The 14,473-nt window shown below is 68.6% G+C and carries 13 protein-coding genes; 4 read left to right on the forward strand and 9 right to left on the reverse strand.

The features are described from left to right. Positions 1-86: 86 nt before the first annotated feature. Together OM98_RS06755 and OM98_RS06760 are read right to left on the reverse strand one after the other, a co-directional pair. Positions 87-1,202, reverse strand: coding sequence for a GNAT family N-acetyltransferase (locus OM98_RS06755; protein WP_010533843.1), 1,116 nt, complete (start codon positions 1,200-1,202; stop codon positions 87-89). A 4-nt stretch (positions 1,203-1,206) separates the two neighbouring features. Further along, complete coding sequence (locus tag OM98_RS06760) at positions 1,207-3,054, reverse strand: MDR family MFS transporter (protein WP_010533844.1); 1,848 nt, start codon at positions 3,052-3,054, stop codon at positions 1,207-1,209. Between the two features lie 141 nt (positions 3,055-3,195). Here OM98_RS06760 and OM98_RS06765 point away from each other — a divergent pair, with 141 nt between their 5' ends. Next, entirely contained in the window at positions 3,196-3,825 is a 630-nt protein-coding gene (locus OM98_RS06765; RefSeq protein ID WP_010533845.1) for a TetR/AcrR family transcriptional regulator, read from the forward strand. A 40-nt stretch (positions 3,826-3,865) separates the two neighbouring features. On the opposite strand, the gene OM98_RS06770 is transcribed toward OM98_RS06765, so the two are convergent. After that, on the reverse strand, positions 3,866-4,957 hold the full coding sequence (locus tag OM98_RS06770; protein ID WP_010533846.1) for an acyltransferase domain-containing protein: 1,092 nt from the start codon (positions 4,955-4,957) through the stop codon (positions 3,866-3,868). A 90-nt stretch (positions 4,958-5,047) separates the two neighbouring features. Between OM98_RS06770 and OM98_RS06775 the strand changes: the two genes are divergently transcribed. Beyond that, the gene (locus OM98_RS06775; RefSeq protein WP_010533847.1) at positions 5,048-6,694 is read left to right on the forward strand and encodes a helicase HerA-like domain-containing protein; all 1,647 of its coding nucleotides are present in this window, start codon (positions 5,048-5,050) and stop codon (positions 6,692-6,694) included. 81 nt (positions 6,695-6,775) lie between these two features. On the opposite strand, the gene OM98_RS15180 is transcribed toward OM98_RS06775, so the two are convergent. The 6 genes from OM98_RS15180 to OM98_RS06790 all read right to left on the reverse strand — a co-directional run bounded on the left by OM98_RS15180 (position 6,776) and on the right by OM98_RS06790 (position 12,538). Then, positions 6,776-7,630 (reverse strand): RES family NAD+ phosphorylase, encoded by an 855-nt coding sequence (locus OM98_RS15180; protein WP_175285961.1) that lies wholly within the window; start codon positions 7,628-7,630, stop codon positions 6,776-6,778. A gap of 155 nt (positions 7,631-7,785) precedes the next feature. After that, positions 7,786-8,751, reverse strand: coding sequence for a sce7725 family protein (locus OM98_RS15555; RefSeq protein ID WP_139017639.1), 966 nt, complete (start codon positions 8,749-8,751; stop codon positions 7,786-7,788). Further along, positions 8,748-9,416 carry a sce7726 family protein gene (locus OM98_RS16485; protein ID WP_425358396.1) on the reverse strand — a complete coding sequence of 223 codons (669 nt, stop codon included), beginning with the start codon at positions 9,414-9,416 and terminating at the stop codon, positions 8,748-8,750. The genes OM98_RS15555 and OM98_RS16485 overlap by 4 nt, the downstream gene beginning before the upstream one ends. A 387-nt stretch (positions 9,417-9,803) precedes the next feature. Beyond that, positions 9,804-10,550 carry a phosphoglyceromutase gene (locus tag OM98_RS06780; RefSeq protein WP_010533848.1) on the reverse strand — a complete coding sequence of 249 codons (747 nt, stop codon included), beginning with the start codon at positions 10,548-10,550 and terminating at the stop codon, positions 9,804-9,806. 84 nt (positions 10,551-10,634) lie between these two features. Next, positions 10,635-11,072, reverse strand: a complete 438-nt coding sequence (dtd, locus tag OM98_RS06785; RefSeq protein ID WP_010533849.1) for a D-aminoacyl-tRNA deacylase — start codon at positions 11,070-11,072, stop codon at positions 10,635-10,637. Continuing rightward, a complete protein-coding gene (locus OM98_RS06790) occupies positions 11,069-12,538 on the reverse strand; it encodes a phosphotransferase (protein ID WP_010533850.1) in 1,470 nt (489 codons plus the stop codon). The genes dtd and OM98_RS06790 overlap by 4 nt, the downstream gene beginning before the upstream one ends. 69 nt (positions 12,539-12,607) lie before the next feature. Between OM98_RS06790 and OM98_RS06795 the strand changes: the two genes are divergently transcribed. Continuing rightward, the gene (locus OM98_RS06795) at positions 12,608-13,033 is read left to right on the forward strand and encodes a DUF3151 domain-containing protein (protein WP_010533851.1); all 426 of its coding nucleotides are present in this window, start codon (positions 12,608-12,610) and stop codon (positions 13,031-13,033) included. A gap of 141 nt (positions 13,034-13,174) precedes the next feature. After that, positions 13,175-14,473, forward strand: a complete 1,299-nt coding sequence (locus OM98_RS06800) for an adenylosuccinate synthase (RefSeq protein WP_010533852.1) — start codon at positions 13,175-13,177, stop codon at positions 14,471-14,473.

Genomic DNA, 14,473 nt, shown 5'->3' on the forward strand with positions numbered 1-14,473 from the left:
CGCGCCCGGCCCGCCCCGCGGCCTCCGCCTCGCCCCGCGCGAGCCGGGGGCCGCGGTGCGTCCGGGGGTGCCGGGGCCGGGCGGGCTCAGGCGGGCGGGGGCTCGAGCAGACGCGAGGGGTGGGCGGTCACGGTGCGCTGCCAGGACTCGGTGCGCTCGAACGGCTCCCAGCCCATCGCGGCGTAGAGGCCGTCCGCGCCGGTGGGGGAGGCGGCGTCCACCTCCAGCTCCACGCGGGTGCGGCCGCGCTCGGCGGCATCGCGGATCGCGGCGCGCAGCAGGGACTTGGCGATGCCGTGGCCGCGGGCCGAGCGGTGCACCCCGAGGTACTCCAGGTAGGTGCCCTCGCCGCGCGCCGGGTCGTGGGCGAGGCCCGCGGCGTCCGCGCGGGCGGGGATCGGGGCGGCCACCAGGCCCCCGGCGGGCAGCCAGCGGCCCTCCCGCTCGATCTCGGCGATCCACCAGTGGTCCCAGCGGGCCTGCTCGGGGTTCTCGATCAGGCGCTGCACGAACTCGGGGAAGGACTCGCGGTAGGAGCCCCAGTGATCGGCGAAGGATTCCTCCAGCATGCGGTGCACGGTGCGCACGTCCTGCGCGACGGGCAGGCCCGAGGGGTGGCGGTGCACCGGCCGCACCCGGGTGCCGGGGCGGGGCTCCGGCAGCTCGGCGGCCTCGCCCAGGGTGACGGGTCTGCGCATGTGCAGCCAGTCCCGCACCTGGGTGAAGCCGTCCGCGGTGAGCAGGCGGCGACGGTCGGCGTCCAGGGCGTTGGCGCTCGCGTCGAGCTGGGTGGTCTGAACGCCGCGGTGGCGGGCGAAGGAGCCGGCGACCTCCTCGGCCCAGCCCAGCAGGGACGCCACCAGCTCGTCGCGGGCCGGCAGGTCCGGGGCGGCCACCCACTCCACGTCGCTGCGGCCGGTCGCACGGTCCTCCACGGACACCCAGGCCACGGGTGCTTCGGGGGAGGGGCCCTCCGCCCCGGCGGGCACCACCACCAGCTGGCGGCGGGACCAGGACTTCAGGCCCACCAGACGCGAGCGCACCCCGGCCGCCTCGACGGAGGCGTCCGGGGTGTGGCTGCGGTCGTCGGCCTCGAGCAGGGCCACCACGGCGGGCACGTCCTGCTCCAGCGGCAGCCGGGTGCTCAGGCTCCCCTCGTGCGCGGAGGGAAGGCGGGGCGGCACATGGTCGGTGAGGATCACTCCGTCATCGTGCCACGCCGCGCCCGCTCCCCTCCGGCTCGTCCTCGGAATCGTCCACGGCGGGGAACTGCCCGGTGTGGGTGCCGGACATCGACCCGGCCGCGCCCATCACCGAGTGCAGGGGGCCCGTGGAGGTGCCCACCAGCTCCCGCTCGCGGCGCTGCTCTGCGGGCGTCGGGGCGGCGGTGTCCGGCTCCGCGTCCTGGTCGGTACCCGTGCCGGCGGTGCCCGCGATGTCGGTGCCGGTGGCGGTGGCGTCCTCGGCGGGCGCCAGGGTGTCCCGCAGCGGCACCTGCTTGATGAACAGCGACAGCAGCAGGGCGAGGGCCACGAAGGGCACCGCGGTCAGGAACACCACGTGCATCGCCTCGCCCATGCCCATCCGGATCGGCTCGACGAGGAACTCGGGGAGCTGGGCCAGGGCCGCCGGGTCCAGCACCGCGGCCTGGAGACCCGAGGCGTCCAGCTCCCCGCCGGAGGAGTCCAGGGCGGCGAGCTGGTCGGCGGGCAGCTGCTGCAGCTGGCGTTCGATGGCGGTGGCCATCTGCGCGGTCATCACGGTGCCCAGCAGGGCGGTGCCCACGGTGGAGCCGATGTTCCGGAAGAACTGCACGGCGGCGGTGGCGATCCCCAGCTCGCGCTGACCCACCGCGTTCTGCACGATCAGCGTGTAGACCTGCACTGACAGGCCCAGGCCGAGGCCGATCACGACCATCGCCAGGGTGAGGTGCCACTGCGAGTCGCCGTACTGCATGCGGGCCAGCAGCAGGTAGCCGGCCACCAGGACCGCGCCGCCGGCGAGCAGGAAGGGCTTGTACTTCCCGGTGCGGGTGATGAGCATGCCCACCAGGATCGAGGTGAGGATCATGGCCACGGACAGCGGGATCAGGATGGCCCCGGAGTTGGTGGCGGAGACGCCCAGCACGCCCTGCGCGTAGACGGGGATGTAGATGATCGCGCCGAACATGGCGACCGCGATGGCGAAGGAGGCCAGCACGGACAGGGCCACGATGGGCCGGCCCAGCAGGTGCAGCGGCAGCAGCGGCTCCTCGACGCGGATCTCGATCACCACGAACACGGCCAGGAACACGGCCGCCACGGCGAACATGCCGAGGATGACGGGGGAGGACCAGGCGTAGGAGTTGCCGCCCCAGGTGATGGCCAGCAGGCCGATCACGAGGCCCGGGGTGAGGGTGAGGATGCCCGCGAAGTCGATCCGGCCCTGCTGCTCACCGCGGGGCAGGTTCAGGAAGCGCCAGATGAAGGCGAAGGCGGCCACGCCGATGGGCAGGGTCAGGTAGAACAGCCAGCGCCAGCCCAGGTTGTCGGTGACGGTGCCGCCGATGAGCGGGCCGATCACGCTGGTCACGCTGAATACGGCGCCCATCAGGCCCTGGTACTTGCCGCGCTGCCGCGGCGGGATGATGTCGCCGATGATGGTCTGCGACAGCGGCATCAGGGTGCCCATGCCCAGGCCCTGCACGGCGCGGGCGAAGACCAGGAACCAGAAGCCCTGGGCGAGGCCGGCGAGGATCGAGCCGAGCATGAACACGGCCAGGCCCCCGAGGTAGAACCAGCGGCGGCCGTAGAGGTCGGAGAGCTTGCCGACGATCGGCACGGCGACGGCGGAGACCAGCATCGCGGCGGTGGCGATCCAGCTGTAGTGCTCCACCCCGCCCAGCTCGGCGACGATGCGCGGCATCGCGGGGCCGACGATGGTCTGGGACAGGGAGGCGACGAACATGCCGAGCATGAGCCCGACGAAGACGAGCGTGCCCTGGCGGTCGAGGCCGGCGAAGGAGGCGGGCTCCGCAGCGGCCGGGTGCGGTGCCCGGGTGGTGGATGCAGTCATGAGGTCCTCGGGAGTGAGCGGTGGGGGAGCGGCCGCAGCACCCCGTCGGGCTGTGACTCGGCAACGATACAGAACTGTTGCATTGACTGCACTATTGCATCGAGTGCAGATTTTGTGATGTGTCGGACCTAGGATGGCGGTGTGACTTCCGCGCAGACGACCGATGACCATGACCCCGCGGGCTCGGAGGAGCTCGGCCTGCGGGAGCTGAAGAAGCGCCAGACCCGCATGGCGATGCACCGCGCCGCCCTCGAGCTGGTGGTCGAGCACGGACTCTCGGCGGTCACGGCGCAGATGATCGCCGAGCGCGCCGGGGTCTCCACCCGCACCTTCTTCAACCACTGGGTGACCAAGGAGTCCGCGATCCTGGGGATCAACGGCGGGGAGGGTGCACAGGCGATCGCCTCCTTGCGGGAGAAGCTCCTGGTCATGCCGGCGCGTGAGGCGATGCGCTCGATGATGCGCGAAGCGATTGCGAACGTCCCCGTCGACCGTGGTCTGCGCGAGCTGAAGAAACAGGTCATGGAGCAGGAGCCGAGCCTGCACCTGGTCTCCAGCGGAAACCTCCAGGAGATGCAGACCGAGCTGGCCGAGGAGGTCGCCGAGGCGCTCGAGGGCGAGTTCGCCCGCGATCATGCGGTGATCCTGGTGCAGGTGAGCTTCGCCCTGACCCGCAGTGCGTTCGCGATCTCCATGCGGCGCGGCATCGACCCGGTCCGCGCCTTCGACCAGGTGCTCACTCTCTACGACGGGTCGGACACCGAGATCTGAGCCGGAGGCCCCGCGCGAGCCCGGGCTGTGGTGGGCAGGCTCAGCGGAGCAGGCGGCCGAGTCCGCCGGTCCAGCCGCGCCCATCCTCGAGGCGCTCGGCGACCCCGCGCTCGAGGCGTGAGGAGCGGGGGAGCGAGGCGACGTCGACCGGGGGCCGGCGGCCGAACACGAAGAAGAGCGCTCCATCGTCCATCCGGGAGCGCTCGAGCATCTCCCAGCGCGCGGCGAAGCGGGCGAGGTTCGAGTCCTCTCCCGTGATCTCGGCGAGCTGGTCGCTCAGCAGCCACGAGTCGCAGATGAACTCATGGCCGAACGCGGGCTCCTCCGCGCCGCGCCCCGCGCCGAGCTCGGGGTAGTGCTCCGTGAAGTACGCGGTCGCGGCGTCGAAGGAGGCGTCGACCTCCGCGGGATCCAGCGGACCGCGCGCCGGGATGTGGGTGCCGAGCACCCAGCGGCGGGGGTCGCCGGCCGACGGCGCAGGGCCTTCGGCCGGAGAGACCGGGCCGTCCACCGGCCCGCGCGGCCCCTCGGCCAAGGGAGCCGATCCGTCGGCCGACGGCGTCGAGCCGGTGCCCGCGAGCAGGGCGGCCCTCTGGCGGTGCAGGTCGAACTGGAGGCGCCCGAGGTGCACCAGCCGACCCGCCCAGTTCATGCTCACCCAGTTCAGCTGGTGGAGGCCCAGGCGCCCCGTGCCGGCGCGGTGGACCCGCATCTGCTGGCCGAGATCGGCGAGCACCTCCCAGGACTGCGCTCGGGTGAGGCCGCGGGCGGTGTGCCAGGCGCGCACCGTCGAGGTGGAGACGAGCAGCGCGAGGATCGCGACCAGACCCTCCCCGGGAGCGAGACGCCGCTGGAGCGCGTCGTGGCGGTCCTTCACGGCGGCGAGGTCGACCTCGGGCACCTCGAGTCCGGCGGCGGCGCGCAGACGGTTCGCGATCGCGGTCACCTCGGCGAGCACCTCCTCGTCGGCCGCGGCGGCGTCGAGCAGGGGGAGCAGGTCCGAGGCGTCCTGGTCGGTGATCCCGAGGTTCTCGAGCAGGGCGGTGCGGGAGGGGGCGGTGAGCATGACGTGCACGTCCGCGGCGGCGAGCTCGTCCTCGGCGCGGATCCCGGCCGGCGAGGGTGGCTTCATGTGATCACGGTAACGGGTGAGCCGACTCCTCCCGCTACGATCGGTGCGTCCCGACCACGAGTGTGCCGGTGCGCCGGCGAGGAGGCCACGATGACCAGCCCGCAGCAGGATCCCGGCACGCCCGAGATACAGGACGCCGCCGCGCCCGATACGCAGGACGCCCCGGCCGCGCCGCCCGCGAGCTCGGAGGAGGCCGAGGCGATCCGCACCGCCTACGACTTCGAGGGCGCGCGCATCCACCTCGGCGCGATGCTCGACGGGGACGAGCCCGACCCGAACGTGCCGGTGAATCTCGCGGTCTCGATGCTGAACCGCCACGGCCTGATCGCGGGCGCGACCGGCACCGGCAAGACCCGCACCCTCCAGGTCATCGCCGAGCAGGCCGCCCACGCAGGCGCCGCCGTGTTCGTCGCCGACATGAAGGGCGACCTCTCCGGCATCGCCGTGCCCGGCACCGCCTCCGACAAGCTCACCGCGCGCGCGGTGGCCCGCGGCCAGGAGTGGGTCTCCCGCGCGGCGCCCACGGAGTTCTTCACCCTCGGCGGGCAGGGTGAGGGCGTCCCGATCCGCACCACCGTCAGCGACTTCGGGCCGGTGCTGATGGCGAAGGTGCTCGAGCTGAACCCCACCCAGGAGTCCTCGCTCGGGCTGATCTTCCACTACGCGGACTCCCAGGGCCTGGCTTTGCTGGACCTCGAGGACCTGCGCGCTCTGATCAAGTTCCTCACCTCCGACGAGGGCAAGGACGAGCTCAAGGGCATCGGCGGGATCTCGAGCGCGACCGCCGGCGTGATCCTGCGCAGCCTCACCGCCTTCGAGGCCTCCGGCGCGGACGTCTTCTTCGGCGAGCCCGCCTTCGACACCCAGCAGCTGCTGCGCACGACGGACGGCGCGGGCATGATCTCCTGCCTCGAGCTGCCCGGGGTCGCCTCCCGACCGGCGCTGTTCTCCACCTTCATGATGTGGATGCTGGCCGAGCTGTACCAGGAGCTGCCCGAGGTGGGCGATGCCGAGGTGCCGAAGCTGGTGTTCTTCTTCGACGAGGCGCACCTGCTGTTCAAGGACGCCTCCAAGGCGTTCCTGGACCAGGTGGTCCAGACCGTGCGCCTGATCCGCTCCAAGGGCGTGGGCATCTTCTTCATCACCCAGACCCCGAAGGACATCCCCGGCGACGTCCTCGCCCAGCTCGGCAACCGGGTCCAGCACGCGCTGCGCGCCTTCACCCCGGACGACGCGAAGGCGCTCAAGGCCACCGCCAAGACCTTTCCCACCTCCGAGCACGACCTCGAGGAGGTCATCCCCGCGCTCGGCACCGGGGAGGCGATCGTGACCGTGATGAGCGAGGACGGCGCCCCGACGCCGGTCGCGATCACCGCGGTGCGCGCCCCGGAGAGCTCGATGGAGCCCGCCGGCGAGCAGGTCATCAAGGAGTCCGCCGCGGCCTCGCCGCTGATGAAGGAGTACGGCCAGGTGGTGGACAACGAGTCCGCCTACGAGATCCTGCAGCAGCGTGCGGAGAAGGACGCCGCCGCCCAGGATGCCGCCGACGCCGAGAAGGACGCCGGTGCGAAGGGGGGCGGCTCCGATGCGGAGGCCGCCCCGAAGAAGTCCTCAAGCAGGAAGAAGGACGAGGGGCTCCTGGGCAACCCCGCCGTGAAGTCCTTCCTGCGCTCGGCAGGAACGGTGCTCGGTCGCGAGATCAGCCGCTCACTGTTCGGGACCCGCAAGCGCCGCTGACCTCCCAATAAAAGTGGGGCCATAGCCTGTCCAGGATAAACCAGGATTAGTCCAACTCTTATATGGAGATAGCTCTTGCGCTCAAGGAACAAGTTCCGTTTTAGGCGATAGTGCACTTACGCGATAGTGCCTCATGGTGCGGTTGTTTATCCGTGTCAGATCATGCTCAAATAGCACCAAATTTGTGCCGCCGGGGTTCAAGGCCGAGGGGTAGCGCACGCCGTGGTAACCCAAAGACTTGATGTACTCACATAGAAACTGCGTGGGAAGATAGGAATACTGCTGATCGACATATCCGCTAGAACGCCGCACAGGTAGCGAGAGCTCATATGAGAGCTTCCTAAGCAAGTGTACTGCGAGGATTGATCTGCTCGGGGAATCGGCCGTACAAAATTGCACACCATCGACAAAAGACAGGTCAACGATATGTAGATCCGCGATCGTCTTAAACTCTGCGATTGCGACTTCGTCGGCTATCGAGGCCCTCACCTCGCCGATGCAAGTGTCCTTGGAGTCGCCCAAGTAGAGATACGAGATGCCGTCGGGATTGGCGCGGCCCGCCGCCGCCTTCCCTGCCGGAGGTGCCGCCATTTCCTTGGCGCGCCGCCGCACCCCGGGGAGAGCTAATCGACCACGGTACAGCTTCTGGCCGGACTTAATAACGTTCTCCTGGTTCTCGATCGCATCTCTGATCAGCTCAAGGTCCAGGACTCGTGTCGCAAAGAATCTATTTCGAGTGCGTAATTCGTCTTTCAAAGTTTGCCACATGTCGAGTGCTTCGTTCGAAGTCAAAAGATCGACCTTGGTTGAGGGCTCGATCCGTCTGTCTGGAAAGCAGTCGGCCACCAGAGTGGACGCAATGTTTGCATCCGGAAAACCCCAGTCGCGAACAAGGACGTCCCCAACGGGGTCACCTTCCAAGGTCGCACGGTACATGCTCAGCAACTCCTCCAGTCGTGACGCGAGGCTGCTGGATTTGACAGTTGGATGCTCACCGTGGGAAAGGCAGGGGAGAGAAGTCGTCGGAGACTCGTCCCCTTCGAGGGCTCCCCACCAGTCAGATGGAAGACATTTCTCGCAAAGCTGCATGTCTAGTCTGCCTGTTCGGCTTGAGCGATCGCACTGTTCATCACAATCATGTGATTGAGCATCGAAATCTTTTTTACCGTACCGAGCCCGGGAAATCTACTACTCGCCACAAGATCTCTCATAGCACGCGCCGCAGGGTTGTTGTTATCGACGTCGCTCAATGACTCGACGAGTTTCGAGGCGGCAATGAGGAACTTCCCGGGAACATCGCCAGCTCGACTGGACTCCCCGGACGTGAAATGGCGGATCCAAACTTCACCATTGTCGTTGAGGTAGGTCCAATGGATCGCGACTACTCGCGGAAGGAAGCCGCCTTCGTTAAAGCCTTCTCCGACTGTGAGATAGTCGGCGACACCTTCATAACCATCTAGCTCGGCGTAGAGGTGGGAAGACGTGAACAACTCGGGACCATCGGTGACGTAGTCAAGATTTCTCGATCGCGGTCGGAAGTTATCGTTAAGGAGCACTGCTGTCGCGGTTCGATTGAAGCGTCGATAGCGTCCCGCCGAAACGGCTGGTGGTAGCAGAAGTGCGACGTTGTTCGAATCCTCTATAAACGTCTCCAGCTCCCGAGAATTGCCGAGCTCGCGCTCAAAGAGTAGGAGGGTCGACTCGGAACTTTCAAGGCACGTCCTATAATCTGATAGTGTGCGCGGAATCGCCTCGGTGGAACTTAGAATGGCCCCAAAATTGATCTCTGATTCAGCTAGTTGCTCAACTACTGGATACTTGCCAATCTGCGTGTCGTCTTGAAAGTCTCCAACGTGTGGGTTGAATATAATCGAGTGATCGATCCCGGATTGATTTAAAGCTATGCTTGTTGTCCGCAGTCGCGACGAGGTGCGAGATCTGACTGGCTCAATCACAGGATGTATGGAGCACGGTGAAGATTGAAAGAAGCCGGCCAACTCCCGAAGCGCAATAAGCTCGTACTGCTTCCCTCTTAAGACCGGGTAGTATTTAATCATCCCGCTTCCTCCTTGAGCCAAACATGTATTCTCGCCAGTTGCGCTGAATTAGGATTGATGGACACTAGTATTGGATGGATGTAGTATAGGTCAGGTTCGAGCCTGATGGGGGGCCTCCTGCGTAGTGCTTGCACGGCGCGGAGGTAAAATTCTTTGGGCTTCACCTCTGCGGCGGCCTCCACGGCAATCCTGTACTGCAGGGTGTTCGGTTCTTGCAGCAACGTCGGGGCGATGTCACGCAGAGCGTATGCTCGTTCATCGGCTCTCAATAGGTTCAGAATCTCGGGGGACTCTAGCCTTTGCCACCTTGCGGTTGGTTGGCGCAGAAGGCGGAGGCCCCCGCGAGGGCCAATCGTGTATACGCCGACGGGTGTAGACGGTGTTCGGGCGAGGAACTGGCTCGCATTCGGTGGAGTCGTGACGAGCGACGCGTATGGTGACACGAGATAGGCATTCCAGAGCTGATTAGGTAGCCTGCTAGTGTTATCGCGATCGGATTTAATTTCAAAAGTCTCAAGGTGTCCGCCGATACGAACTAGGTCTGCAATGCTTGAACGGAGATGGAGCTCTGTCAGAAAGCGTACCTCACCGTTATGAGAGCGTTGTGCAAAGCGCGAGATCAATGCTTGTCGATACGTGTAATCGGGCCGGCGGCTGCGGAGCATCCATCCGTGGATGGTGCGGAGTAACTCTGCTCTCGAATGGTGGTCTAGCCCTATTTCGAGCTCGGCGCGCCGTAGGGCATCATCGAGCTCTTTCGAGGACCCGTTTCGTGCCACTTCACGCCATAGTCTGGTCGAGAAGGCAATTCGTGACAGGTCTGCCAGTCGCTCATTGCTATTGGTGTCGTGACTCACTTCGGGCTCGAATTCTTCGCGCGGGCTATTTATATGGTTAAGAAGCTCTCTGTTCGCCTGGCACTATTAATTCTCGGCGCGCCCCGGTTTATTTCCGCGGTTATGGGTACGTTAATGTCGGCGAAAGAGTGTAGGGGGCTTGCGATTTCTACAATCGCAAGCCCCCCGCGGTTTCTGAGGAAGTCGGAGGCTAAATCACTTCTTGCCCTGGTTGGCGACGGCCTCGGCCGCGGCCTTCGCGGCGACCGGGTCGAGGTAGCGGCCGCCCTTCTCGACGGGCTGGAAGGACTCGTCCAGCTCGTACACCAGCGGCTGGCCGGTGGGGATGTTCAGGCTGGAGATCTCCTCGTCGGAGATGCCGTCGAGGTACTTCACCAGCGCGCGCAGCGAGTTGCCGTGGGCGGCGATCAGCACGGTCTTGCCGTCGACCAGGTCGGGCTTGATGCCCTCCTCCCAGTACGGCAGGAAGCGCTCGACGACGTCCTTGAGGCACTCGGACTTGGGCAGCTGGTCGCCGAGGGCGGCGTACCGGGGGTCCTGGTCCTGGCTGAACTCGCTGCCGAACTCGATCTCGGGCGGCGGGGTGTCGTAGGAGCGGCGCCAGGCCATGAACTGGTCCTCGCCGTACTTCTCGCGGATCTCTGCCTTGTTCATGCCCTGCAGGGCGCCGTAGTGGCGCTCGTTCAGGCGCCAGTCGCGGTGCACCGGGATCCAGTGGCGGTCCGCGGCGTCCAACGCGAGGTTCGCGGTCATGATGGCGCGGCGCTGCAGGGAGGTGTGGACGACGTCGGGGAGGACCCCGGACTCCTTGAGCAGGGCGCCGCCGGCGGCAGCCTCCTCGCGTCCCTTCTCGGTGAGGGCCACGTCGACCCAGCCGGTGAACAGGTTCTTCGCGTTCCAGTCGCTCTCGCCGTGGCGGAGCAGCACGAGTGTGTAGGTCATGGGGTCAGCCTACGGGGTCCGCCCGGGGGTGCCCAGGACGTCCGCCTCCGCACCCCCGGGGCCGGGGAGGCTGCCGGGGGAGGCTCAGGCCTCGACCAGCACCGTGAAGGGGCCGTCGTTGACCAGGGACACCCGCATCCGCGCCCCGAAGCGGCCGGTGGCGACCTCGACCCCGCGGGCGCGCACCGCCTGCACCAGCTCGTCGATCAGCGGCTCGGCGACGGGACCGGGCGCGGCGCCGCTCCAGGAGGGACGACGGCCCTTGCGGGTCGCGCCGTACAGGGTGAACTGGGAGACGATCAGCACCCCGGCGCCGGCCTCCAGCACGGAGCGCTCGCCGTCCAGGATCCGCAGCTCACAGATCTTCCGGGCCAGGGTCGCGACCTGTTCGGGCCCGTCCTCGTGGGTGACGCCGACCAGGGCCAGCAGACCCTCCCCGGTGACCTCGCCGACGGTCTCGGCGTGCTGCTCGTCCTCGACCTCGACGCGGGCGCCGTCGATGCGCTGGATGACGGCCCTCATGCGGGCAGCGTCGGCACGGGCCGGTCCTGCGTGGGGGTGTCCTCCCCGGCGGTCGCGGTGGCGCCGGTGTACTCCAGCGTGGAGGGGGAGTCCCCGGCGGAGGGGACCGGGGCGCTGCGGCCCGAGCTCGCCGAGGCGGCCGAGCCCGGGGCCGGGGGCAGCGGGGCGGAGGCGTGGTGGCGGCGGGACTCGGCGGCGCGGGCGTGCTCCACCCACTGCTCGGCCACCCGCACGATCGCCTCGGTGGCGGCCTCCCAGGCCGGCTCCTGCTGCCGGTGCGGGCCGGTGGCCAGCGACAGCACCACCCCGGCGCAGCGCAGACCCAACTCGGTGGGGTCCACCCGGTCGGCGAATGCCTGGTGCCAGTCCTCGATGGCCTGCTCGACCCGCTGCTGCATCTCGCGGTCGATGCGGCCCACGTTGCCGTAGTCCGCGAGCACGCTGAGGTGGGCGAGCAGGCAGGCCAGGTCGTCGGCGCGGCGCCCCGGGCCGACCGTGTCGATGTCCAGCAGGCCCACCACGCGGCCCTCGGCCACGAACACCTGGGCCTCGTAGAAGTCGCCGTGCACGACGTCGTGGGGGCGCATGTCCATCCGCTGCTCGAGCGCCGCCAGGCCCTCGCGGATCGAGCGCACCAGCGCATCCAGGCGCGGGGCCAGGGAGGGCACGGAGGAGGAGACGATGCCGGCGTAGAACTCCACCGAGTCGGTCCACGGGGGCCTCAGCGGCAGCGAGTACATGGAGGCGGGCATCCGGTCGAGCAGCGCCACCAGGTCCTGCGCGGTGCAGGACTCGCGGCCCTCGTCGACGACGGCCCGGGCCAGCGGCCGGCCCGGCAGCTCGCGGAGCACCACCAGGCCCTCGTGGTGGGCGATCACCTCTGGCACCGGCACCCCGGCGGCCAGCAGCCGCTGGTGGCGGTCGACGATCTCGGCGCTGCGATGCGGCTGCATCACCTTGAGGTAGACGGCGTGCTCGCCCTGGCTGGCGCGCAGCACGGCGCGGCGGCCGGGACGGTAGGAGACCACGTCGATCGCGATCGGCACCGAGGGGTCCGGACCCAGGCGCACCCCGAGCCCGCCGAGCGTGCGGCCCACCACGTCGGGGTAACAGACCTGCGGCAGCATCGGCAGCCAGGGGTCGTGGGGGTAGCGCCAGACCCGCACGTTGATGTCGCCATCGGTCATCATCAGGGTCTGGTCGGCGACGTAGAGGTCCTTCTCGCGCTCGCCGATGTGGGCGCTCGCGCCGAACAGCTCCTCGCGGGCGGCGGCCTCGGGCCCGTCCAGCTCCGGCCAGGTCACCATCGTGCGGTACAGCGCCTTGGTGCTGCGGCCGGGGCGGTGGTCGACGTGGTCCAGCTGCCAGCTCTGCAGCACCCCGCCGGAGTTGCTGACCGCCGAGCGGAGCAGGCCTCCGGCGCCGGGGCCGGTGAGCAGCTCCGAGCCGTCCTGGGTTCGTGCCATGTGTGGGTGCCGCCAAGGGGTGGAGGGGTCGAGGAACCGATCGTCAGGCGCGGTGCCTACGATGCGTGCATGGCTGATCGTACCGACAACCCCACCCGCACCAACCTGCTCGGCATCCCCGAGACCCTCCTGGGCGAGGACTTCGTCGACGTCGAGGTCTCCGCGGAGCTCGCCGACGGCGACCCGCGCGAGGTCGCGACCCGTCATCCCGACTCGCCGCTGGCCTGGGCGACGCTCGCCCAGGAGGCCCTCGAGGACGACGACGTGGTCAGCGCCTACGCCTTCGCCCGCACCGGCTACCACCGGGGCCTGGACGCCCTGCGCCGGGCCGGCTGGCGGGGCCAGGGGCCGATCCCCGCCTCCCACGCCCCCAACCGCGGCTTCCTGCGCGCCCTGGCGATGCTGGGGGAGACCTCCCGTCGCATCGGCGACGAGGCCGAGGCCGAGCGGGTGCAGGACTTCCTGCGCGAGGCCGACCCCAGCCTGCTGGGCTGATCGCGCCGGGCGGGACGGGGCGCCCCGCGGGCCCCGGCCCCGCCCAGATCGCCCCGATCCGGGCTTGGTAGGATCGCCGCGCCTCACCGTCCCTTCCCGTACCGCGTCACCGCCCCCGCCCGCAGTCCCCGAGGAGTCGCCATGCCCGCCGTCGTGATCGTGGGAGCCCAGTGGGGCGACGAGGGCAAGGGCAAGGCCACCGACCTGCTCGGGGAGCGCGTCGACTACGTCGTCAAGCCCAACGGCGGCAACAACGCCGGCCACACCGTGGTCGTGCACGGCGAGAAGTTCGAACTGAAGCTGCTGCCCGCCGGCATCCTCTCCCCGCGCGTCACCCCGGTGATCGGCAACGGCGTGGTGGTGAACCTCGAGGCCCTCTTCGAGGAGATCGCGGCCCTCTCCAGCCGCGGCGTGGACACCGACCGGCTGCGCATCAGCGCCAACGCCCACGTGGTCGCCCCGTACCACCAGACCCTCGACAAGGTCACCGAGCGCTTCCTGGGCAAGCGCGCCATCGGCACCACCGGCCGCGGCATCGGCCCGGCCTACATGGACAAGGTGGGCCGCCTCGGCATCCGGGTGCAGGACCTCTTCGACGAGTCGATCCTGGCGCAGAAGGTGGAGGGCGCCCTGCGGCAGAAGAACGAGCTGCTGGTCAAGCTCTACAACCGCCGCGCGGTCGAGGTCGAGGAGATCACCGAGACGCTGCTGTCCTACGCGGAACGGCTGCGCCCGATGGTGGTCGACACCACCGAGCTGCTGAACACCGCCCTGGACCGCGACGAGGTGGTGCTGATGGAGGGCGGCCAGGCCACCTACCTGGACGTCGACCACGGCACCTACCCCTTCGTGACCAGCTCCAACCCGACCGCCGGCGGTGCCTGCGTGGGCGCCGGCATCGGCCCCACCCGCATCGACCGGGTGATCGGCATCGTGAAGGCCTACACCACCCGTGTGGGTGCCGGGCCCTTCCCGACGGAGCTCTTCGACAAGTGGGGCGAGTTCCTGCAGACCACCGGCCACGAGGTGGGCGTGAACACGGGCCGGCCGCGCCGCTGCGGCTGGTACGACGCGCTGATGATCCGCCACGCGGTGCGCATCAACGGCTTCACCGACATCGTGCTGACCAAGCTCGACGTGCTCACCGGCATCGCCGAGGTGCCGATCTGCACCGGCTATGAGGTGGACGGCGTGCTGCACCACGAGATGCCGATGACGCAGACCGACGTCCACCACGCGACCCCGGTCTACGAGACCCTGCCCGGCTGGGACGAGGACATCTCCACCTGTCGCACCCTCGAGGAGCTGCCGGAGAACGCGCAGGCCTACGTGCGGCGCCTCGAGGAGCTGGCCGGCTGCCGCATCAGCGCCATCGGCGTGGGCCCGGACCGCGACGACACCATCGCGGTGCACGACCTGCTGCCGGGGGCGAGCCGCTGA

The sequence above is a fragment of the Brachybacterium squillarum M-6-3 genome (assembly GCF_000225825.1).
GTDB classification, from domain to species: Bacteria; Actinomycetota; Actinomycetes; order Actinomycetales; family Dermabacteraceae; genus Brachybacterium; species Brachybacterium squillarum.